The sequence below is a fragment of the Streptacidiphilus sp. BW17 genome, from assembly GCF_041262485.1.
GTDB lineage: Bacteria > Actinomycetota > Actinomycetes > Streptomycetales > Streptomycetaceae > Streptacidiphilus.
Map to the genome: position 1 here is coordinate 296274 of NZ_JBGCCR010000005.1, position 20881 is coordinate 317154.

The window sequence follows — 20881 nt, forward strand, 5'->3', positions numbered from 1 at the left end:
GATTGACGTCGCCTCAGTAACGAGGCGACGCCGACCCGGCGTCCTCGTCGTGACCGTGAGCATGGGCCGGTGAGCGCTCCAGCTCGTCGGCATACGCGTGCGCGTACGCGTGCGCGCAGTCGTCCGGGCGGAAGTAACTCACCCGGGGACCGGGGACGGTCAGCACCGGTCGGTGGGGCGGGGCGCCGTCGGCGACGGAGAGGGTCAGGTCGAGGAGGCCGTCGATGCCCTGGCCGGAGTGGGCGGAAGTGAAGACGACCGGCACGCCCGGGTTGACCCGGTGGATCGCGGCGAGGAAGGCACCGCGGTCGAAGTCGACCGCCTCGGCGAGGTCGTTCCGGGTCACCACCACCGCGTGGGCGAGGCCGAAGCCGAGCGGGGAGCGGAGCGGCCGGTGCTCCCCCTCGGTCACCGAGGTCAGCGCCACGCGCAGCGACTCGCCGAGCGCGTAGGGCGCGGGGCAGGTCGGTTCGCCCGCGTTCTCGACGAGCAGCAGCCGGTTGGGGCACGGCGGCCAGTCACGCAGGTGCGCGTCGAGCATGGCGGGTTCGAGGTGGCAGAGGCCGTCCGTCAGCAGCCGCTTGACCGGCGGCTCCGCCGCTGCCCGGTACTCCAGTTGGGTGGCCTGCCTCGCCGCAGCGAAGGCGGCGACCGGGAGGTCACGCTGCCGCGCGCGGGCGAGAAGCGCCCCCAGGAGGGCGGTGCTGCCGCTGCGCGGGCCGGAGAAGAGGTTGACCAGCGTCGTCCCCCGCGCCGCGAGGTCGCTGCGGAGCCGGTCCGCGCGGACGTCGTACTTGGCGAAGACGGGCTGCGCCGGCCGGGTGACCCGGCACACGGCGTCAGGCCTCCCCGAGCCCCGCGGCGAACCGCAGCTCGGTCCAGTGGACCTGAGCGATGTCCAGCTCCTGCTCGCACAGGGGTCCGCAGGTGTGCCCGTCGTCCTGGAGCGACGGCCACCCGGCGCCACCCATCAGGTCCCGCGCGGCGGGCATCTCCGGCGTCCTCTGCAACTCCTGCGGCTCCTGCAATTCCTGCAACTCGTGCACCTGCTGCAATCCGCCCAATCCCGGTCGCGGCCCCTGCGGTCGCCCTAGTACAGGACCGTCGCACCGCACTCCGCGCCCGCCACGCCGCACCGCTCGCCCGTATGTCCACCGTTCGGACGTACGCACGGAGGCACGACCACAGCGCCGGCGGTGCGGGTACACCCGTTCGGCCCTGTGCACATGCGGGAGCGGAGGAGTGGCGGTAGGTCTGTTGATCGTGCGTCACCCGCACGGGGAGGCCAGGAGTCAGGAGACGTCGTGTCCAACTATCCGCTGTTGAACGTGTTCTGGACCATGCTGGAGTTCTTCCTCTGGATCCTCTGGTTCTTCCTGCTGTTCAAGGTCCTGACCGACATCTTCCGCAGCCACGACATGAGCGGCTGGGGCAAGGCGGGCTGGATCATCTTCGTGATCGTGCTGCCCTTCCTCGGCATCCTGGTCTACGTGATCGCGCGCGGCAGGTCGATGGGCCAACGCGACGCGGAGCAGGCACAAAAGGCGGACGCGGCGTTCAAGCAGTACATCCGCGAGGCCGCCGCGCCCTCCGGCGCGGCGGGCGCGGGCGGCGCGGCAGGCGCGACGGGTACGGGCGGTGCCACGGCCGCGAGCGCCGGCGCGTCGTCCGGTCACGTCGACGACCTGGCCAAGCTCGTGGACCTCAAGAACAGCGGTGCGCTGACGGACGAGGAGTTCCAGCGGGCCAAGGAGAAGCTGCTGAACTAGGGCCTGTCCGGTCCACCGTCCAGCACGCCACGGAGGAACGCCCCATGCGCCGGTACCCCCCGATCGCCGACCACGGCCTCGTCGGCGACCTGCCGCGCTGGACCGCGACCCGTGACGCGATCCTGCGCCAGGTGACGGAGCACGGCTGGAACGAGGAGCGTCAGGCCTTCGTCCAGACCTACGGCAGCACCGTGCTGGACGCCTCGCTGCTGCTGATGCCGCTGAGCGGCTTCGTCTCCCCCCGCGACCCCCGGTGGCTGGCGAGGCTCGACGCGATGGGCGAGGAAGTCGTCTCCGACAGCCTCGTCTACCGCTACAACCCGGAGGCCTCCCCCGACGGCCTGCGGGGCAGCGAGGGAACCTTCTCGCTGTGCAGCTTCCTCTACGTCAACGCCCTCGCCCGCGCCGGTCGGCTCGAGGAAGCCCGGTACGCCTTCGAGAAGATGCTCACCTACGCCAACCACGTCGGTCTGTTCGCCGAGGAGATCGGCCCGACGGGTGAGCAACTCGGCAACTTCCCGCAGGCGTTCACGCACCTGGCGCTGATCGACGCGGCCATGTCGCTGGACGAGGAGCTGGACCACGACGAGCGGCCGCGGTAGCGGAAGGGGGCTCGTCCATGGAGACGCGTGGGAGTGCCGCCGGTAGGTCGATGGCCCGTGCCGCGCGTGCGGTCTGGGCCTACGTCCGCCGCGCGCCGGGGACGTTCGTCTGGCTGGCCATCCTCTTCGTGACGACGCTGATCATCCGCCACGTCGCTCCGGCGGCCGCAGACCGGATCCTGGAGCGGCGCTCCACCAACATCCACTACCTGGAGAAGTCCCCGGTCCGGGTGCTGATCACCAGCGCGCTGTGGATCTCGGGCAGCGGGTGGTTCTCCTACCTGGTCCTCTACAACATCTTCCACGTCCCGGCCGAACGCTGGCTGGGCACGCTGCGCTGGCTCTGCGTCGCCGCGATCGCACACGTCGGCGCGACGTACATCAGCGAGGGCGTCCTGTATTGGAGCATCCAGCACGGCTACGCCCCCGAGCAGGCCCGCTACACGCTCGACTACGGCGTCAGCTATGCCCTTGCGGGCGTGGAGGCGGTGTTGACGTACCGGATCGCCAAGCCGTGGCGGTACGTCTATGCGGCGGGCGTCGTCCTCTTCTACGGCCTGGACCTGATCCGGAGCCGCGACTTCACCAGCGTCGGCCACTTCAGCGCCGCGCTGATCGGCTTCGCCTGCTACCCGCTGACGCGCGGACGCGGCGAGCCGTGGGACCCGGCGGAGGCGCTCCGCGCCGGGCGGAGGACCTTTTCGAAGTGGCCTCACCGTCAGGCCGCAGGCAAACAGTAGGTGGCGCGACCCGCGACCCGGGGCTCAGTCGGCGAGGACGATCTGCTTCTGAGCGGCGAACTCCTCCTCAGTGAGCACCCCTTGCTCCCTGAGCTGCCCCAACCGCTGCAACTGGGAGATCTTTTGGTCCGTGGTCGAGGCCGCCGCCGGTGGGGGTGCGGCCGGCGGGGACGGAGGTGCGGCCGGTGCGGGTGCAGGGGCTTCCTGTTCAGCCCAACGGCCCGCCTGGCGGCGGGAGACGCGGTTGGACACGGCCGTGGCCGTGCCCGCGACGACGGCGGTGCGCGCGACCCCGCGCAGCAGTCCAGGCATGTCAGGTTCCTCTCGGAGAGAATCCGGTCTTGGAGAATCCAAGCGCGGAGGGAAGTCTCGGCACCAGCTGTGTCCCGCGCGTCCTGCGCTACGCGCTAGCCCAGCGCCTCCAGTTCGTCCAGCGAACGCAGCAGGTCCTGCACCGGCACCCGGCCACTGGCGACCACCTGGGCACCGCCCCTGCGCAGCGCCGCGGCGAACGGACCTGCCCAGGTGTTCTCGTAGATGAGGACACCGGCGGAGTTCCCGGGCTCCAACACCGCCGCCGCCTCGCTGAGGTCATCCGCGCGCAGCAGTCCGGAGGAGACCCCTTCGAAGACAGCCAGGTCCAGCGTTCCGTCCCCGTCGAAGTCGGCGAGCTCCATGGCCGTGACGGTCCCGTCGGCGTCCTTGCGCACGAACGCGAAGTCCAGGATCCGGATGATCCCGCGATCCACCAGGTCGATCAGCAACGGCAGTCCCTCCCCCGTCATCCGGTTGCCTGGGAACTCGACCACCAGGTAGTCGACGGGTCCGCTCTCAGTCAACTCATCCTGAGCCATGCCACGCTCCCTTCGCACAGCAGTTGTCGCGCGGCGCAACGGGGCCGAACGCAATTCAGACACTATGGACACCGTCGCGGGCGCGAATCACCTGCGCCGGGTGAGTGAACGCGCTGCGCAGGAAGCGGTCAGGGGTCGCTCCTCTCAGCTCGGCGGTCGCGCGCCCGGCGGCGCAGCTGCCACCCCGCGCCGACTGCGATGGAGGAGCCCGCCAGTACGAGCCCCAGCAGCGGCCACTGCTGATCGGCCAGTCGGGCCCCTGTCAGGAGAACCAGCAGCACCAGGGCCACGACGAGCAGAACCGAGGCCACGGCACGCACGACCGCCGCCAGCAAGCCGGGGTCCGTCCGGGCCGTGGCCTCCGCCTCGCTCCGCGGCGCCGCCTTCCCGCCGAAGTAGAACGCGCTCGCCCGCTCGGCCATCGCACGGCCCGCGCGCCGGTAGGAGATGGCCATGTACGGCAACCACACCAGCGGAGCGACGATCCCGACGACCACGACAGCGCCGAGAAGCAGCCACTGACCCGCACGCCGCAACCACGAGGTCGACGCTTGGGCCGCGCCGACTTGGCGCAGGCCCAGGATGCTCGCCATCCGCATGGTCACGTGCCACAGTCCCGCGGGCCGCCCGCTCCGGCCCGCGGCGGAAGCCCCGTTTGCGGCGGTGCCGGCCAGCGCCGCGGCGGCGGACCCTGCGTCGGGGTGGACCCCTTGCAGCACCAGCAGTTCGGCCGCACGCCCAGGCGCCCGGGGATCGCTCCCGGCCAGACAGGCCAGCCCGAGCAGCCACTGGGCCTGGGCGAGCAGGGCCCGACAGAACGCCACCGGGATCCAGGCAAGGAACGGCCCACCGACGAAGGCACCCTCGGCCACCGACGCCCGTACTCCGCGAGTGATCACCTGCTCGCGGAGGCGCTCCGCGTCGGCGTCCGGCAGACGACGCCGCAACTGCTCCACGCTCACGTGAGCCCGCGGGCCCATCTCCCGCACAGCGAACAGGGCCAGCTCCTCCGGGATGCGCGCCGGCTCTCGCCGGATCCGCGCCAGCAGCGATCGTGCCCTGTCCTCGGCGGGGTCGTCGGAACGGGCAGGTGGTGCCTCGGCCATCGCCCGCCTCCTTGGGCCCTACGCGCCCGCTGCTCGTCCTGCCCGCACGAGCAACGCCCGGCCCGTCGGGAACTGCGCCGTCGCTGCGTCCCGCACCGGCGCCCGACCCGCCCTCCACCTCACCGTCCACCGGATCCGGGCCCGGCCGCAGTACTCGGCCGGGGTGATTCAGTGGCCCACGACAACCTTGGCCCCCACGATGATCAGTCCCAGGGTCAGGCTGACCGCGGCCTCCGCGGCCGTCTGCTTCTTCGACGCCCCGGCCCGCTGTGCCCCGAGAGCCGTCCAGAAGACCAGCTGACCGACAGCGACCCCGATCGCCAGCCAGGCGTTGTCACTCGCCCCAGGCAAGGGACTGACCAGCACCGCCAGGGCCGGAAGGACCGCAGCCTCGACGATGGGCCACTCATGTCGTCCGACGTGGCGCACCTCGCGCCAGCCGACCGTCCGCCCGCCCTCCCGCTCCCCGGCCAGGTGGGCGTAGACATGCGCCATCCAGAAGACGACCCCGGTGACGATCAGCAGCACGATCAGCGAGAGCCGGGGGTGCTCCGCGTGCACGTCGGAGGCTGCGATGACCGACGCTGCCAGCAGCGAGCCGTAGACCGCGCCGGCGTAGTCCGTCCGGCCGGCGACGAGGCCACGCGGTGAGGCCCCCGACGGGCCGGGCGAGAGGTTCTGGGACGGTCCGGAGACGGTCACAAGTGCTCCTGTTCCAACGACTTCCGGCGCTCCACCGACGAGCCGATCACGCCTGGCCCGTCGCCGCCCATGCTGCCCCGTGTCCGCCGGCCGCCGACTCACCCGAACCAGGCGAACCGGTCAGTGGCTACGGCCTGCTCTCCTGGCCCCAGGGCGGTTTGTCGATTGCGTCCGCTCCGGCAGGTCACCCTCCCCGGGGGATACGTGGACCGACCGCAATCCCTACGTTGACGAGCAGACCGTTTCTCGCAGACGGTTTCCTTCGTCCTTCACGGGAGCATCGTGGTGACCCGGTTCCTGGACCCCAGCGGCGCGACCGAGGTCGGCGCAACGGCTGACTTCCCCTCGGCCGAGCGCCCGCCCCTCTCCGGAGGCGGCTCGGCCACCTGCCTGACGAAAGAGGCACCGCCATGGCATCGTCCGCCGTCCCCGGACAGGAACACCCGGAGCAGGAAGGCCGTCCGGTCCTGCTGGTCCTCGCCGCTGTGGCGCTGAACCTGTTCGCCCTGTTCAAGGGGCTCGACGAGCGGACGGAGCAGGCCCCCTTCTTCCGTATGCCGATCTCCCGTATGCCGAACGTCGAGGAAGCACGAGGATGACCAGCACCCTCAACCTCCCCTCGGCCGCCGGACGGCGCGTCCTGATCCCGCTGGCCCTGGCCCAGTTCATCTGCAGCTTCGCCGGATCCAGCATGAACGTGATGATCAACGACATCAGCAAGGACCTCGACACCAGCACTCAGGGCGTCCAGGTCGCCATCACCGTCTTCCTGCTGGTGATGGCGGCGTTGATGATCCCCGGCGGGAAGCTCACCAACCGCTACGGCCGCAAACGCTGCCTGACGGTCGGCCTGGCCGTCTACGGCGTCGGGGCCCTGATCAGCGCCGCGGCCCCCGGACTGGGCGTGCTCATCCTCGGCAACTCGATCCTGGAGGGCGTCGGGACCGCACTGCTGATCCCCCCGGTCTACATCCTGACCACCCTGCTGTTCTCCGGCACTGCCACCCGGGCACGTGCCTTCGGCGCCATCATGGCGCTCGGCGGAATCGGCGCGGCCGCCGGGCCGCTCATCGGCGGGCTGCTCACCTCGGCGATCAGCTGGCGGGCGAACTTCGGCTTCCAGGTCCTGGTCATCGCCGTGATCCTCGTGCTCACCCGAAGGCTTGAGGACCCTCTGCCGGCCGACCCCTCCCAGCCCTTCGACACCGTCGGCGCGGTCCTGTCCGCGGTCGGGCTGGTGCTGGTGGTGACCGGCATCCTGGCCGCGGACAACAACATCTGGCTGATGCTCGCACTCCTGCTCTCCGGAACTGCTGTCCTGGCCGGGTTCTTCCTCTGGCTCAGGAGCCGGGAGCGGTCCGGCCGCGAACCCCTGCTCCCCCTGGCGCTGTTCCGCAACCGCGTCTCCAACCTGGGCCTGGTCACCCAGAACGCCCAGTGGCTGGTGCTGATGGGCGCCTCCTTCACCGTGGGCGCCTACCTCCAGGTGGTGCGCGGCTACAGCGCGATCGCCACCGGCGGCGTCTTCACCGCAGCGACCGTCGGCCTGCTGGCCTCGTCACTCACGGCGGAACGCCTCGCCAGGCGCTACGCCCAGCGCACCCTGATCGTCACGGGATTCGCGGTCACCACGGCCGGCATCGTCCTCCTGCTCACGCTCGTCCGCGCATTCGGCGACGTCTGGGCGTTCACCCCCGGCCTGCTGCTGATCGGACTCGGCCTCGGCGCAATGCTGACGCCCTCGGTCAACGTCGTGCAGTCCTGCTTCCCGGACAACCTCCAAGGCGAGATCTCCGGGCTCTCCCGGTGCGTCTCCAACCTCGGTTCGTCCCTCGGGACGGCCGTCGCCGGCACGATCCTCGTCTCCGAGCTCACCAAAAACGGCTATGCCGCCGCCATGATCGCGCTGGGCGCGTTCAGCCTGGCCGGGCTCGCCTCCTCGCTGCTCCTGCCCAGAAGAACGACCTCACCCGGTGACGATCGGATGCAGGCCGTCCAAGACATCTGACAGGGTGCCGTCAAGATGGCACGGGGCGCATCCCCCTGCACCGCTACCAGGCGGTCGGCGGCGATGTGCAGCGACACAGCCGGCGTCGCCGCCGTGCGGCTGAAAGTCGGTCAGAGCACGATTGCCGAGCCCTGGCTCCGGGGACACACCAGCGGTCCGGGCGTCGCTGTGGGCGCGCCCGGACCGAATGGGCTCCAAGGGTTCCTCCCTCGGAGAACGTGATGCCTGGTCGACGTGCCCTTCGGAGAGCCCACCGCTCCACCCGGCCGGGTCAGCACCTGTCGCGGCCCCGAGGGCGGCGGGCTTTGCCGGCACGAGGACGGCCGACGCAGTCAGGACGGAGCAGGGCATGTCGCCAGCGGACAGCGGGGCGGACGGCGGGTCGAACCAGAGGCCCGAACCGAAGCCGCAGCCCGGGAACGCTCGTGAACTGGAGGAGTTGCGCGGCCGGATCGCCCAGCTCGAAGCCCGGGGCGGGCCGGCACGGGAGCACCACCGGATCCGGGCCAGCGGATCCGCGGCCCTGATCGTGGTGGCCGCGGTGCTGTCACTGCTGGCGGTGATCTCCGTGTGGGCGCACGACCAGGTGACTGACACGAACCGGTTCGTCGCGACGATGGCCCCGCTGGCGAGCGACCCTCAGGTGCAGGACGCGCTCACCGCGAGGGTGACCAATGTCGTGGCGCAGCAGATCGACGTGCCCTCGCTGGTGAGTCAACTCTCCCAGGCCGCCTCGCAGAAGGGCGTCCCGCCGAAGGCGGCGAACCTGATCGGCTCGCTCAGCGGCCCGATCGGCAGCGGCATCACCAGCCTGATCAGCACCGTCGTGAACAAGGTCGTCACCAGCCCCGCCTTCGCAACCCTGTGGACCAACGCGATCCGCACCGCGCACGCATCCATGGTCAAGGCGCTGACCGGTCAGGGCGGCGGAGCCGTCTCGCTGGCCAACAACCAGGTCACCATCGACCTCGCACCGATCATCGCGCAGGTCAAGACGCAACTGGCGGGTGCCGGACTCGGGCTGGTGGCCAAGATCCCGACCATCCACGCGACCTTCACCGTCTACTCCTCGAAGTCCATCGGAAAGATCAAGTCCTACCTGCGCCTGCTACAGATCCTGGGCAACTGGATGCCGGTGATCGCCGTGCTCGTCGCCGCGGCGGGCGTGTACCTGGCCCGGAACCGCAGACGGGCGCTGATCGGCGCAGCGGTCGGCGTGGCCGCGGCCATGCTGCTGCTGGGCGTCGCACTCGCTGTCTTCCGCGGCTACTTCCTCGACCAGCTCCCACCCGGCGTCAACTCCGGAGCGGCGGGCTCGGTCTACGACGCGCTGGTGCACTTCCTGCGGGTCACGGTGCGGTCGGTCGGGGCGCTCGCGGTGCTGGTGGCGCTCGGCGCCTACTTCATCGGGCCGTCCCGGGCAGCGACCTTCATCCGCGCGGCGTCCAGCACCGGGATCGGAGGGGTGCGACAAGCTGCCGAACAGGTGGGCTTCCGGGCCGGACCGGTCGAGCCTTTCGTGCGCCGCTGGAAGCGCTGGATCGGGATCGCGATCCTGCTGATCGCCTCGCTGATCTTCGTCTTCTGGGACCACCCCACCGGCCTGGTGGTGTTCTGGTTCGCCGTCGTGGTCCTGGTCGCCTTCGGGATCCGTGAATTCCTGGCGCCCGGCCCTGGCCTCGCCGAGCTGCGGCAGACCGGGCCGGAGGGCTCCGAACACCCCGGCCAGAGCGCGAGCAGCGCGTGACCGCGCGCCGCTGCACTGTGGCCATACCGGCTTCACGTCCGCCCGCGGAGCGGCATCCTGACGCCCGGCGTCGATCACCCTTCCGGCCTCCCCGTGCGGCGTCCTGACGGAGCCGGTGGCTACGGGCAGGCGGACACCGGACGCGGGGCGTGGCTCCTCCGGGCCTAATGGGGCGTCATTCCTCCGTGTCTTCCGGGTCAGACTTCGACGCGGCCTCCCTGGCCCCTGCAGTCGCCCAGGAAAGCTCGATCTCGAGCTCGACCTCTCCGCCCCCGACCTCGACCTCGACCTCGCTCTTGACGGTGTCGGGGACGTGCATGGTCAGCACGCCCGGTCCCAGCTCCAGTTCCACGTGTCCGCCCCGCTCCAGTGCCGAGGCCAGCTCAGTCAGCAGAGCCGCCGCCTCGGAGCGGGAGAGCGTGGATTTCTGCTCGAATTTCAGGTCTTCCATGGTCCTTCCGCCTTGGGTGTGGGGTCACATCGGTCCTTGTCGCGGATTCCCGGCTGCGAGGGCGGACAGGTCCGGACCGGACCACGTCGCACTGCCCGGCGTGGGCACGGCCGGATGGATCAGGCAGCCAGGACCTTCGACTTGGCCTGTCGGTACTCCTCCTCGGTCAGGTCTCCGTGGTTCTTGAGCTCCACCAGACGGGCGAGTTGCTCGCTCGTTTCGGGAGACTCGCTGGTTTTGGCAGACGGGGTCTCCTGCGCCGTGTCCCGCACGTAGGCGCGGAACTGGGCCTCGGTCGCTGCGGCCTCCTGGGCCTGGCGCTCCGCCATGCCCTTGCCGCGGGCGATCAGGTAGACGAGGACCCCGAGGAAGGGCAGGACGATCAGGAACACCGACCAACCGGCCTTCCACCAGCCGCTCATGTCCCTGTCCCGGAACAGGTCCATGAACACGCGCACCAGCAGGAAGATCCACAGGACCCAGAGGAAGAACCACATGGTGGTCAAGAAAATGTCGAGCACGGGGTAATTCACGGCGCTCACCCTCCGGTTCCTTCCGTGGGCCCGGCGCGGACTGCGTGCTCAGCAGCCGGGCCCGCATGCTCATCCCATTGGGCAGCTCCAGAAGTGCAGCCGCACCACCCTTCCGGGGTGATTCAGCGGCCCACCACCATCAACGCGGTCCGGGCGGTGCCGTGCCGGCGGGGTATTCCTGCTTCGGGACGTCCGCGGCGGTCCACGCGTTCACGACCGGGTCGATGATGCGCCAGGCCTCCTGTGCCTCGTCGCCACGGATGAACAGGGTTGCGTCGCCACGGAACATTTCGACGAAGAGGTTGGCATAGGGGGTCCGCCGTGACTCGGTCGAATAGAGCTCGAGCTCCGGGCTCCGGGCGATGCGTCCCCTTGCATTCAGAGTGGTGGCCAAGCGCACGTAAGGCTGTCTGAGGCCGAGGCGGAGGACGTTGGGTTCGATGCCTGGCCATCGGGCGAGCAGGTACGCGGGCGCTGACCGGAAGTGGACGGCGATCTCGGCCGAGTCCTCGGCCAGGCCCTTGCCGGACCGCAGTGTGAACGGTGTGCCCGTCCACCGTGCGTTGTCGATCTGGACTGTCAGAGAGGCGTAGGTCTCCGTGTCTCGGTGGACGTCGACACCGGGTTCGTCCGTGTAGGAGGCGATCCGGCGGCCTCCGATCATCCCGGCCGAGTACCGGGCGCGGACGGTGTCGGTGCGCATCCGGTCCCTCGCGGGCGGGGCGACGGCGCGAAGAGCCTCGACCCGGATACCCCGGAAGGAGTCGGCGTCGATCCGGGCCGACTCCTCCATGAGGACCAGGGCCATCACCTCCATCCAACTGAACACCTCACTCCGTGGTGCGCCATCGGACATCGCTGTCGGGCATCACCCGTCACGCGTGAACGGCGAACCGGCGGCGGGCCCTTGAGTGATCCCGTCGTCCGCACCCGGGAACCACGTCGCGTCGAGCCGAGTACGCAGGAGTTCCGAGTGCGCTGAGCCCACGTCATCAGCCGCCCGGCGAAGGTGGCTCGGCGAGCAACTGCAGTGCCCTGGCGACGGTCTGCTCCGGGGAATCCGCGAGCGGTACCACACAGGGGTGCTCGTCAGGGGTCGGTTCCTCGAGCTCGCCGAACTGGCTCTCCAGCAACCGGGCCGGGAAGAAGTGACCCTGTCGCGCGGCCAGCCGCGCGGCGACGAGCTCCTGACTCCCCTCCAGGTACATCAACCGAACTTCCGGTCGCCCTTGCCGCAGAAAGTCCCGATGCGAGCGCTTCAGTGCAGAGCAGGCCAGCACGGCCGACTCGCCACTTTCGAGCTGCTCGTCGATCCACCGCGCGATCGCGGCGAGCCAAGGCCGCCGGTCCTCGTCGGTGAGCGGACGCCCCGAGGTCATCCGCGCCCGGTTCTCCGGTGAATGGAAGTCATCCGCATCTTTGAAGGGAAGCCCGAGCCTTTCGGCCAGCATCACCCCGACCGTGCTCTTGCCGACCCCGGAAACGCCGAGAACCACGATGACGATCGGCCGGTGCGGCGCCTTCGCGCAATTCGTCACCATCAGAAATTCACCATTTCGAACCGCTCGCAGGCGGCCGGTCGGTGCGGATGCCGCAATGTCCGAACCCTCGCAACGCCCTCAGGATACGACGCCGCGGGGCCGGGCAGCACCCGGGACGGGCGGCTCAGCAGACCGGTGTAACCGCTACGGCGGAAACCGTCAGACGACGGCAACTGGGTCTCCTTCAGATGGCGATGGCGATGCCAAGGGTCTCCGTGATGTTGGTGGCGCCGACGGACAGGAGGCAGTTCTGCCTCGGAGTGCTTGTCTTCCCGGGACTCACGACTTACCTTCTCGAGACCAGGAGTGGGCGGATCCGACGATCAGAACGGCACCGACGCGTGAAACCCCTTGTCCGTACCGCGGCTCTCAACGGCTACGTCGAGCTCAGCCGCTCCCTCGGGATCGACCCGCAAGCGCTGCTCCGCCGCGTCGGTCTGGACGCGGCGGCGCTCACCGTGCAGGACCGCTGGGTCTCGGGCGCGGCCTGCGTCCAACTGCTGGAGCTTTCGGCTGCGGCGAGCCGGCGCGAGGACTTCGGGTTGCGGCTGGCCGAGTACCGGCGCCTGTCCACCCTCGGCCCGATCGGGCTGGTGGTGCGCGAGGAGCCGGACGTGCGCAGCGCGATCGGCCTGCTGCTGCGACACGAGGACACGTACAACGAGGCGCTGCACACCCGGCTGTCCGAGGCGCAGGGGCTGGCTACCCTCAAGGTCGGCCTGGACGTCGGTGAACGCCTGGAGCTACGCCAGGCGACCGAGCTCGCCGTGGCGGCGTTCCACCGCGTCCTGTGCGGTTTCCTCGGCAACCGCTGGCAGCCGCTGACCGTCTGCTTCTCCCATCGGGCCCCGTCGGACACGCACACCCATCGGCGGCTGTTCGGGCCGGTGGCGGAGTTCGAGCGCGAGTTCGACGGCATCGTCTTCTATGCGAGCGACCTCGACTCTCCCAACGCCCTCGCCGATCCCCAACTGCGTGCCTACGCCCGGCAGTTCTTCGATGTGATCGCCACACCCAAGGACACCTCGGCCAAGGACCGGGTCCGCGAACTGATCGAGGTGCTCCTGCCGGCCGGCAACTGCTCGGTGGACCAGGTCGCGCACAGCCTGGGCGTCGACCGGCGCACGGTGCACCGCTGGCTCGGCGAGACCGGGGACACCTTCTCGTCCCTGCTCAACACCACGCGCACCCAGCTTGCCGAGCGGTTCGTGGCGAACCGCCGCAGGTCGCTGACGGAGATCTCCGGCCTGCTCGGCTTCTCCTCGCCGAGCGCCTTCTCCCGCTGGTTCCGCGAACAGTTCGGCTGCAGCGCCCGTGACTGGCGCGCAGAGCACTGTCCCGAATAGGCAAGTCATTCGTCTCCTCCGGTAAAGCGAGCGCGCTTCGGCCCACCTACGGTGGCACCACCCCGCCGGCCCGACCACCCCGCCCGGCGGCGGTTCCATCCCACCGAAGGAGACGACCGTGCATTTCCACGACGACTCGCTGTTCCCGGAGACCCAGGAGAAACTCGTCATCCAGGCCGCTCCCTACGGGCCCGAGTGGCTCCCTGGTGACGCCGAGGACATCCCGCTCACCATGGACGAACATGTCCAGGCGGCCGTGGACTGCTACAACGCCGGTGCGACCGTGCTGCACATCCACGTCCGGGAACTCGACGGCCACGGCTCCAAGCGGATGTCGATGTTCAACGAGCTGATGGCGGGGCTGCGTGAGGCGGTGCCGGACATGGTGCTGCAGATCGGCGGGTCGATCTCCTTCGCTCCCGAGTCGGACGAAGAAGGCGCCGAAGCCAAGTGGCTCGACTACGACTCCCGCCACATGCTCGCCGAGGTCGACCCGAAGCCGGACCAGGTCACGATCGCGATCAACACCAACCAGATGAACATCGTCGAGATCATGACCGACGACGACCTCGACGGCACCTCGATCGGCAAGAACCCGGCGCTGTACAAGGCGTACCGGGACATGTACCTGGAGGCCGGTCCGGACTTCTACCTGGAGCACCTCAAGCGGCTTACGGCCAACGGCATCCAGCCGCACTTCCAGCTCGCCAACCTGGCCCAGCTGGAGAGCGTGGAGCGGCTGATCCGCAGGGGCGTCTACACCGGGCCGCTGGTCCTCAACTACGTCGCCATCGGCGGCGGCTTCGCCGGTCACCACCCCGCCGACCTGGTCGAGTTCATTCGCCGCGTCCCGGACGGCGCCGTGCTCACCATCGAGGCCTCCATGCGCGCGGTCGCGCCGATGTGCGCCGTCGGCATCGCGCTCGGCCAACACGTCCGCGTCGGCAACGAGGACAACCTGTGGGGCCGCAAGGGCGAGCGGATGACCACGGTCGAGCAGATCGAGCAGCTGGTGAAGATCTCCGAAACGCTCGGCCGTGACATCGCCAACGGCCAGGAGGCCAAGGAGATCTACCACATCGGCGAGTACTACTCCGATGCCGACGAGACCCTGGCCCGACTCGGGATGGTCCCGAACCGGCAGCCCGGTCGGCGCGGCTTCATGCTGCGCCCGGAGGGCGACCGCAGCCTGGTCTGACGACCCGGCACGTCCACCAGCGGCGGTCACGGGCGAGAGCCGCAACTCCCGCGTTCACCGCGCGGCCTGCCCGTGACCGCTCTCCACGCCCCCGGCGGCAGCCCAGTCGAACCTGCGAACAGGAGTACCCCTGTGGCGAACGCCATCCGTTTCCACGAGACCGGCGGCCCCGACGTGCTGCGCCTGGAGGAGGTCAGCGTCGGCGACCCCGGTCCGGGCGAGGTGCGGATCCGGCACGAGGCGGTCGGGCTCAACTTCGCCGACACCTACTTCCGCACCGGCCTCTACCCGGCCCCGCTGCCCGCGGGCATGGGCGTCGAAGCTGCCGGCGTGGTCGAGGCGGTCGGTGAGGGGGTGCCCCACGTCGCCGCGGGCGATCGGGTCACCTACACCGGCAGTCCCCTCGGCGCCTACAGCACCGAGCGGCTCATGCCCGCCGCCCCGCTGATCAGGCTGCCGGACGCGATCAGCTGCGAGACCGCCGCCGCGATGACCATGCGCGGGCTCACCTCCGCGTACCTGATGCGGCGGATCACCCCGCTCGCGGCGGGCGACACGATCCTGCTGCACGCGGCGGCCGGCGGCGTCGGCCTGATCGTCAGTCAGTGGGCCAAGCTGCTCGGGCTGACGGTCATCGGCACCGTCTCCACCGAGGAGAAGGCCGAACTCGCCCGCGCCCACGGCGTCGACCACGTCGTCCTCCGCCGCGAGAACGTCGCCGAGCGGGTACGCGAGCTGACCGACGGCGCCGGCGTACCGGTGGTCCTCGACAGCGTCGGCAAGGACACCTTCGCCGCCTCGCTGGCCTCACTGAAGCGCCGTGGCCTGCTGGTCTGCTTCGGCACGGCGTCGGGTCCGGTGCCGCCGATCGACGCGATGCAACTGGCCCTCGCCGGCTCGGTCTTCGTCACCAGGCCCGCACTCGCGGACTACATCGCCGACCCGGCCGAGCGCACGGAGCTCTCCGACGAACTCTTCCACCACGTCGCGAGCGGGCGCATCTCGATCGAGACGAACCAGCGCTACGACCTCGCGGACGCCGTCCGTGCGCACAAGGACCTGGAGTCCGGGCGCACCACCGGCTCCTCCGTCCTCATCCCCTGAACTGCCTCCTCAGAAGGGAACGCCATGACCGAGACCCTGGGTGCCGCCGCGGTGGCACCGACCGAGATCCGCGGCACCGTCGAGGCGGAACAGCTGACCGGCACCATCGGCGCCGAGCTCCACGGGGTGAACCTCGCCGACGCGATCGGCGACGACGAGCTGTTCGCCGAGATCCGCGCGCTGCTGCTCACGCACAAGGTGCTGTTCCTGCGCGACCAGCACTTCAGCCGTGCCGAGCACGTCGCCTTCGCCTCCCGCTTCGGCCCGCTGATGGACCACCCGGCGCTCGGCAGCGACCCGGACCACCCCGGCCTGGTCCGCATCAGCCGCGGCCCGGAGAAGAAGCCCGACTACGAGAACGCCCTGCACGCCGACGGCACCTGGCGCGAGTGCCCGGGTATGGGCGCGGTCCTGCGCTGCATCGAGTGCCCGCCCATGGGCGGCGACACCGTCTGGGTCAACATGGTCGAGGCCTACCGGCGGCTGCCGGAGCACGTCAAGGCCCAGATCGAGGGCCTGCGCGCCCGTCACAGCATCGAGGCGACCTTCGGCGCGGTGCTGCCGACCGAACAGCGCCACGCCCTTGCGGCCCGGTTCCCGGATGCCGAGCACCCGGTGGTGCGCACCCACCCGGAGACCGGCGAGAGGGTCCTCTTCGTCAACAGCTTCACCACCCACTTCGTCAACTACCACACGCCCGAGCGGGTCCGCTTCGGGCAGGACTACGCGCCGGGCGCCGGCCAGTTGCTCAACTACCTGACCGGTCAGGCCGCGGTCCCGGAGTACCAGGTGCGCTGGCGCTGGCAGCCCGGGTCCGTGGCCGTCTGGGACAACCGCGCAACCCAGCACTACGCCGTCAACGACTACTGGCCCGCGCCTCGCAAGATGGAGCGCGCGGAGATCGTCGGCGACAGACCCTTCTGAGGATCGCTTCCAACCGGGACAACCGGGAAAGGTGAGGTGCGACAATGGCGATTCCCTCCACTGCCGAGGCTGCGCCGGGGACTTCGTCCTCCGGACCGACCGTGTCCAGGCGCTATGCCTGGGTGGTCTTCGCGCTCTCGTTCGGCCTGCTGCTCTCCGACTACATGTCACGGCAGGTGCTCAACGCGGTCTTTCCGCTGCTCAAGGCCCAATGGCTGCTCTCCGACTCGAAGTTGGGCTCGCTCAGCGGTGTGGTGGCGCTGATGGTCGGCCTGCTCACCTTCCCCATGTCCCTGCTCGCCGACCGTTGGGGCCGGGTTCGCAGTCTGGTCCTGGCTGCCACCGTGTGGAGCGTGGCGACGCTCGGCTGCGCACTGGCGGCAAGCTACGGACAACTCTTCCTCGGCCGCTTCGTCGTCGGTATCGGCGAAGCCGCCTACGGCAGCGTCGGCATCGCGGTCGTCCTCAGCATCTTCCCGGTCACCCTGCGGGCCACGCTGTCCGGCGCGTTCATCGCCGGTGGTGCGTTCGGCTCGGTACTGGGCGTGGCACTGGGCGGCGCCATCGCCGGGCAGGCGGGCTGGCGCTGGGCCTTCGGCGCGATGGGCCTCTTCGGGTTGGTCATGGCCCTCGTCTACGCCGTCGTGGTGACCGAGAAGCGGCTTGCCCCCGCAGGCGCCTCCGAACCGGACACCGCCGCCCGCGCCCGGCTGCGCGGGCAGCTGCCGAAGTTGTTCTCCTCGGTCTCGGTGGTCTGCGCATACCTGGGCAGCGGGCTGCAGTTCGCGGTCTGCGCAGCCCTGATCGCCTGGCTGCCCAGCTACTTCAACCGCTGCTACCACATGGCCTCCGCGAAGGCGGGCACGACGGCGGGCATGTTCGCCCTGGTCATCGGCATCGGCATGATCGGCGCCGGCATGCTCTCCGACCGGCTCGACCGGATCACCGCGGCACGCAAGTGGACCGTCGCGATCGGGTGCTGCCTCGGATCGATGCTGCTGCTGGTCACCGCCTTCCAACTGCCGAACGGCTGGGCGCAGCTCGCGCTGCTCGCCCTGGGCTGCCTGCTGTCGGCCGGCACCTCGGGTCCCGCGGCCGCCATGGTGGCGAACCTGACCCCGGTCGCGATCTCGGCCACCGCCTTCGCCACCCTCACCCTGGCCAACAGTCTGCTCGGCCTGGCCCCCGGCCCCGCGGTGACCGGCCTGCTCGCCGACCACATGGGCCTGCGCGCCGCGCTGCAGACCCTCCCCCTGATCTCGATCCCCGCCACCGTCGCGTTCCTGATCGGCCGCAGGCACTTCAACCTCCGCCTCGTCGCCGCCCTGCAACGGGACGCCGCGAGCGCCCGACTGGAGATGACGGGATGATCCTCCCGGTTGATCCCCTCCGGTCCGCCGACGGCTCCCCCGCCGTGGTCATCGTCCCGGGCCTGCGCGACCACGTCGCGGAGCACTGGCAGACCCTGCTCGCCGCAAGGCTCGCCACCGCTGGTCGCGAGGTGCACACCGTCCCGCCGCTCACCGAGGAGAAGTTCAGCCGCACGGCCAGGGTCGCAGCCCTGGAGGAGGTGGTCACGAAGGTCTCCGGGCCGGTCGTCCTGATCGCCCACAGCGCCGGTGTGCTCACCGTCGCGCACTGGGCGAAGCATCACTCCACCGACCGGATCCGCGGCGCGCTGCTGGCCACCCCGCCCGACCTCGACAAGCCGATGCACGAGCCACACCCCAGCCCGGAGGTCCTGCAGCAGAACGGCTGGCTTCCGGTACCGCGACGCCCGCTCCCGTTCCCGAGCACGGTGGCCGCCAGCACGGACGACCCGCTGGCCGACCTCGACCGGGTCATCTCCCTGGCGGGGGACTGGGGTAGCCGCGTCGTCGGACTGGGCGCGGTGGGCCACCTCAACCCGGCGTCCGGATACGGCGAGTGGCCGCAGGCCGAGGAGTTCCTGCGCGAACTCGACGCGCTGCCCGGACGGGAACCACGAGATCAGGCGTCCATCAGATCCCGGTAGTGGCTTCGGCTCTGCCCTCTTTCACCGCGGTCTGGAAGGCGGCGAAGTCGGCTTCGTTCTGGTCGGCGTAGGTTTCGGCGAAGTCCGCGATGGCGTGGTCGAACCGGTTCGAGCCACCGAGGTAGGCGGCCAGCGCCACGCGGTCGCCGGAGCGTGCGTGTGCCCGTGCCAGGGTCCAACCGCACAGCCAGGCGTACACCGCCATGCCCGACGGGATCATCACCTCGATCGGTGCGGAGAACTTCCAGTCACGCAGCTGACGCACATAGAAGTCCCGGTCCACCCCATCCGGACCGGTGACGCGGGCCCAGCCGAGGAAGATGTCGCTCTGCGCCTGCATCAGATGCTGTCCGGCGACCACCCGCTCGCCCTGGTTGGCGTACGCGCTGCGCCCGGCGTACTCCGCCAGAACGGACGGCTGGGCCTCCTTGGCCTGCAGGAACAGCGGCTCGACCCCGTCCCCGGCCTCCATCAGCACGATCCAGGCCCGGGTGCCGACACTGCCGACCCCGACGACCTTGCGGGCCATCTGGACCAGGGTGAACTGATTGAGCAGGTGCCGTCGGTCGCTCTGCAGGGTGCGCCGGTACTTGCCCAGCACCGAACCGATCAGCTCGTAGATCGCGTCTGCCCGCACATCACTGAACACCTCTTCGACCGGGACGATCGTCGGCGGGTCGCTGATGATCCGCCGCCGACCCTCGACCACGGTCGTGAGCTTGCCCAACGCCTGCGTACTGTCGCGGGTATGGGCCTTGGCCAGCATCGCCTCCGCCGCCTTGAACCGCTTCGCCTTGACCTCGGACCTGAACTCCCCGATGGCGTCCTCGATAGCCAGGTGCGCGTACCAGACATCCAGGAGGGGCTGCTTCGCGAAGCCGCGCATCGCCTGGCGGTAGCCCTTGGCAGCCGCCAGGACGATCTTGCGGCAGGCCTTGCCCGAGAACCCGTTGTCGCGCCCGGCCACCACCAGGCTCGCGGCCAACCGCTTGACGTCCCACTCGAAAGGCCCGGGAAGGGTCTCGTCGAAGTCGTTGACGTCGAACACCAGCCGCCGCTCCGGTGAGGCGAACGCGCCGAAGTTCGACAGATGCGCGTCCCCGCACAGCTGGACCCGCAGCCCCGAGGCAGGCGTGGCAGCCAGATCCGCCGCCATCGGCAACGCAGCCCCACGGTAGTACGTGAACGGCGACACCAACATCCGCCCGTGCCGAATCGGCACCAGCTCCGGCACCCGCGACGCCGCCTGACCCAACAACAACCCGACCGGATCCCGCGATCCGCCCGGCTCGAACTCCGCATGCGCCTCCAACGGCACCCGCTCGCGAGCATCCTTCCCCAACGCCACCCGGTCAGCGCGACTCACAGGCTCCCCCGCCGCCCGAACCGGACCCCGGGAGGACCCCCGCGCACCAGACGTTCCACCTGCCACACCCATACTCCTCACCGTCCTGACCACTCCCGTCCGGCCACAGCCGCCTGGGCCACCGACCGGCAAAACACCACAGAGAGCTATAGATACACCTATTCCGGTCACCCGGTGTCGAGGCCGCGCGGAACGCACCACTCGCTCCGAGCACGGTGGTCGGGTGGACGGTCGCCCGGGGCTCGGCCGCCCCTGCACGTGCTTCGTCCGGCATGGCGCCGGTAGTGCGGCTCGGGTGCCTCCGTGTCAAGCTGAAATCGCAGGTCTGCGCGGCCAGGTCGCCGGTTTCGGCGACGAGGTAGTACTCGAAGGAGCACGATCATGGCCAGCAATGCCAGTGGAGCGCCAAGGGCCGCCCACCTTTCCCGGCGGCCCGTTGCAACCGGCTGGACCTTCTTCGCCGCAGTCATGATGATCATCGGCGGTGTCCTGGCGATATTCGAAGGGATCTCCGCCATCGCCAAGGACGACCTGGTCATCGTCACCCGCAACTACGCCTACAAGATGAACACCGCCGGCTGGGGCTGGATCCACCTCATCCTGGGTGTGCTCATCGTGGTAGCAGGTGTGGCCCTCTTCGGAGGCGCGATGTGGGCACGCGTCGTCGGTATCGGCCTCGCCGGTCTCGGCATGATCGCCAACTTCCTGTGGCTGCCCTACTACCCGTTCTGGGCCATCGTGCTGATCGCCGTCGACATCTTCGTCATCTGGGCGCTCTGCGTCGGAAGGACGAGAGAAGTCGAGGAGTAACGTCTCGCCGTTGCCGATCGGCGGTGTCTGCCCATCGTTGGGGTGAGTCGTCAATTCCCGGGCGCA

The 20881-nt window shown here is 69.9% G+C and carries 23 protein-coding genes and 1 pseudogene; 13 read left to right on the plus strand and 11 right to left on the minus strand.

Going from position 1 to position 20881, the window contains the following annotated elements:
• Positions 1–13: 13 nt before the first annotated feature.
• Entirely contained in the window at positions 14–835 is an 822-nt protein-coding gene (gene hypB / locus ABH940_RS09040; RefSeq protein WP_370072315.1) for a hydrogenase nickel incorporation protein HypB, read from the minus strand.
• Between the two features lie 4 nt (positions 836–839).
• Positions 840–1037 carry a hypothetical protein gene (locus tag ABH940_RS09045; RefSeq protein ID WP_370105012.1) on the minus strand — a complete coding sequence of 66 codons (198 nt, stop codon included), beginning with the start codon at positions 1035–1037 and terminating at the stop codon, positions 840–842.
• Between the two features lie 267 nt (positions 1038–1304).
• Between ABH940_RS09045 and ABH940_RS09050 the strand changes: the two genes are divergently transcribed.
• The 3 genes and pseudogenes from ABH940_RS09050 to ABH940_RS09060 all read left to right on the plus strand — a co-directional run bounded on the left by ABH940_RS09050 (position 1305) and on the right by ABH940_RS09060 (position 3111).
• The gene (locus ABH940_RS09050; RefSeq protein WP_370072312.1) at positions 1305–1769 is read left to right on the plus strand and encodes an SHOCT domain-containing protein; all 465 of its coding nucleotides are present in this window, start codon (positions 1305–1307) and stop codon (positions 1767–1769) included.
• An 83-nt stretch (positions 1770–1852) separates the two neighbouring features.
• Positions 1853–2371, plus strand: a pseudogene (locus ABH940_RS09055) (glycoside hydrolase family 15 protein); the annotation flags it as partial.
• Positions 2372–2388: 17 nt separating this feature from the next.
• Complete coding sequence (locus ABH940_RS09060; protein WP_370105013.1) at positions 2389–3111, plus strand: rhomboid-like protein; 723 nt, start codon at positions 2389–2391, stop codon at positions 3109–3111.
• Between the two features lie 24 nt (positions 3112–3135).
• Here ABH940_RS09060 and ABH940_RS09065 read toward each other — a convergent pair whose 3' ends face one another.
• The 4 genes from ABH940_RS09065 to ABH940_RS09080 all read right to left on the minus strand — a co-directional run bounded on the left by ABH940_RS09065 (position 3136) and on the right by ABH940_RS09080 (position 5773).
• Complete coding sequence (locus tag ABH940_RS09065; RefSeq protein WP_370072310.1) at positions 3136–3423, minus strand: SHOCT domain-containing protein; 288 nt, start codon at positions 3421–3423, stop codon at positions 3136–3138.
• Between the two features lie 95 nt (positions 3424–3518).
• The gene (locus ABH940_RS09070) at positions 3519–3965 is read right to left on the minus strand and encodes a DUF6325 family protein (RefSeq protein ID WP_370105014.1); all 447 of its coding nucleotides are present in this window, start codon (positions 3963–3965) and stop codon (positions 3519–3521) included.
• 128 nt (positions 3966–4093) lie between these two features.
• Positions 4094–5071 carry a hypothetical protein gene (locus ABH940_RS09075; protein ID WP_370072308.1) on the minus strand — a complete coding sequence of 326 codons (978 nt, stop codon included), beginning with the start codon at positions 5069–5071 and terminating at the stop codon, positions 4094–4096.
• Positions 5072–5239: 168 nt separating this feature from the next.
• Complete coding sequence (locus ABH940_RS09080) at positions 5240–5773, minus strand: hypothetical protein (protein WP_370072307.1); 534 nt, start codon at positions 5771–5773, stop codon at positions 5240–5242.
• Positions 5774–6183: 410 nt separating this feature from the next.
• On the opposite strand from ABH940_RS09080, the gene ABH940_RS09085 reads away from it, so the two are divergent.
• The 3 genes from ABH940_RS09085 (at position 6184) to ABH940_RS09095 (ending at position 9528) form a co-directional block, all read left to right on the plus strand.
• Positions 6184–6372: a hypothetical protein gene (locus ABH940_RS09085; protein ID WP_370072306.1), complete on the plus strand. Its 189-nt coding sequence runs from the start codon at positions 6184–6186 to the stop codon at positions 6370–6372.
• Positions 6369–7781, plus strand: a complete 1413-nt coding sequence (locus tag ABH940_RS09090; RefSeq protein WP_370072305.1) for an MFS transporter — start codon at positions 6369–6371, stop codon at positions 7779–7781. The genes ABH940_RS09085 and ABH940_RS09090 overlap by 4 nt, the downstream gene beginning before the upstream one ends.
• Before the next feature lie 349 nt (positions 7782–8130).
• Positions 8131–9528 carry a hypothetical protein gene (locus ABH940_RS09095; protein WP_370072304.1) on the plus strand — a complete coding sequence of 466 codons (1398 nt, stop codon included), beginning with the start codon at positions 8131–8133 and terminating at the stop codon, positions 9526–9528.
• A 175-nt stretch (positions 9529–9703) separates the two neighbouring features.
• Here the strand turns inward: ABH940_RS09095 and ABH940_RS09100 are convergent, their stop codons facing one another.
• The 4 genes from ABH940_RS09100 to ABH940_RS09115 all read right to left on the minus strand — a co-directional run bounded on the left by ABH940_RS09100 (position 9704) and on the right by ABH940_RS09115 (position 12053).
• Positions 9704–9979 carry an amphi-Trp domain-containing protein gene (locus ABH940_RS09100; protein ID WP_370072303.1) on the minus strand — a complete coding sequence of 92 codons (276 nt, stop codon included), beginning with the start codon at positions 9977–9979 and terminating at the stop codon, positions 9704–9706.
• Between the two features lie 119 nt (positions 9980–10098).
• Complete coding sequence (locus tag ABH940_RS09105) at positions 10099–10521, minus strand: SHOCT domain-containing protein (protein WP_370072302.1); 423 nt, start codon at positions 10519–10521, stop codon at positions 10099–10101.
• A 130-nt stretch (positions 10522–10651) separates the two neighbouring features.
• Entirely contained in the window at positions 10652–11341 is a 690-nt protein-coding gene (locus ABH940_RS09110) for a hypothetical protein (protein WP_370072301.1), read from the minus strand.
• A gap of 163 nt (positions 11342–11504) precedes the next feature.
• The gene (locus ABH940_RS09115) at positions 11505–12053 is read right to left on the minus strand and encodes a gluconokinase (protein WP_370072300.1); all 549 of its coding nucleotides are present in this window, start codon (positions 12051–12053) and stop codon (positions 11505–11507) included.
• A gap of 341 nt (positions 12054–12394) precedes the next feature.
• On the opposite strand from ABH940_RS09115, the gene ABH940_RS09120 reads away from it, so the two are divergent.
• From ABH940_RS09120 to ABH940_RS09145, 6 genes are all read left to right on the plus strand, one after another.
• Positions 12395–13399: an AraC family transcriptional regulator gene (locus ABH940_RS09120; RefSeq protein ID WP_370105015.1), complete on the plus strand. Its 1005-nt coding sequence runs from the start codon at positions 12395–12397 to the stop codon at positions 13397–13399.
• A gap of 118 nt (positions 13400–13517) precedes the next feature.
• The gene (locus tag ABH940_RS09125) at positions 13518–14597 is read left to right on the plus strand and encodes a 3-keto-5-aminohexanoate cleavage protein (RefSeq protein WP_370072298.1); all 1080 of its coding nucleotides are present in this window, start codon (positions 13518–13520) and stop codon (positions 14595–14597) included.
• 132 nt (positions 14598–14729) lie between these two features.
• Positions 14730–15701 carry a quinone oxidoreductase gene (locus tag ABH940_RS09130; RefSeq protein WP_370072296.1) on the plus strand — a complete coding sequence of 324 codons (972 nt, stop codon included), beginning with the start codon at positions 14730–14732 and terminating at the stop codon, positions 15699–15701.
• A 24-nt stretch (positions 15702–15725) separates the two neighbouring features.
• Positions 15726–16625, plus strand: coding sequence for a TauD/TfdA dioxygenase family protein (locus ABH940_RS09135; protein WP_370072295.1), 900 nt, complete (start codon positions 15726–15728; stop codon positions 16623–16625).
• Positions 16626–16726: 101 nt separating this feature from the next.
• Positions 16727–17995 carry an MFS transporter gene (locus ABH940_RS09140; protein WP_370072294.1) on the plus strand — a complete coding sequence of 423 codons (1269 nt, stop codon included), beginning with the start codon at positions 16727–16729 and terminating at the stop codon, positions 17993–17995.
• Positions 17992–18639: an RBBP9/YdeN family alpha/beta hydrolase gene (locus tag ABH940_RS09145; protein WP_370072293.1), complete on the plus strand. Its 648-nt coding sequence runs from the start codon at positions 17992–17994 to the stop codon at positions 18637–18639. Before ABH940_RS09140 ends, ABH940_RS09145 begins: the two co-directional genes overlap by 4 nt.
• Here ABH940_RS09145 and ABH940_RS09150 read toward each other — a convergent pair.
• On the minus strand, positions 18626–20005 hold the full coding sequence (locus ABH940_RS09150; RefSeq protein WP_370105016.1) for a DUF2252 domain-containing protein: 1380 nt from the start codon (positions 20003–20005) through the stop codon (positions 18626–18628). The two genes, ABH940_RS09145 and ABH940_RS09150, sit on opposite strands and share 14 nt — an antisense overlap.
• 381 nt (positions 20006–20386) lie before the next feature.
• Between ABH940_RS09150 and ABH940_RS09155 the strand changes: the two genes are divergently transcribed.
• Positions 20387–20815 (plus strand): hypothetical protein, encoded by a 429-nt coding sequence (locus ABH940_RS09155; RefSeq protein ID WP_370072845.1) that lies wholly within the window; start codon positions 20387–20389, stop codon positions 20813–20815.
• The last annotated feature ends 66 nt before the right edge of the window (positions 20816–20881 follow it).